General features: G+C 62.1%; 1 protein-coding gene. It reads right to left on the reverse strand.

What is annotated here, in order from left to right; genetic code table 11:
* Positions 1–52: 52 nt before the first annotated feature.
* Positions 53–232: RcnB family protein (locus tag AC0IYH_RS34200; RefSeq protein ID WP_471838943.1), on the reverse strand; the 180-nt coding region annotated here is incomplete at its 5' end.

The raw sequence follows: 232 nt of genomic DNA on the forward strand, positions 1-232 counted from the left end.
GGGCGGTATTGGCAAGACCCGGCGGACATGCCGCCGGATCTTGTCGTAGCGATTACCAGAAGATGCCGTAGACCGCGTCGACCACCTGACCGGAGTCGAGATCGACCAGCAGCGCGTCGTCATAATAGCGCACCCAGCGATACTGGCCGTAGGCATCGGGCAGGCGATAGCTCCACGGATCGGCGATCCAGTAATTCTGTCCCCAAAGCTGCGGCGCGAGGCTCAAGCCGAT

The sequence above is a fragment of the Pseudomonas sp. AC463 genome (genome assembly GCF_979253585.1).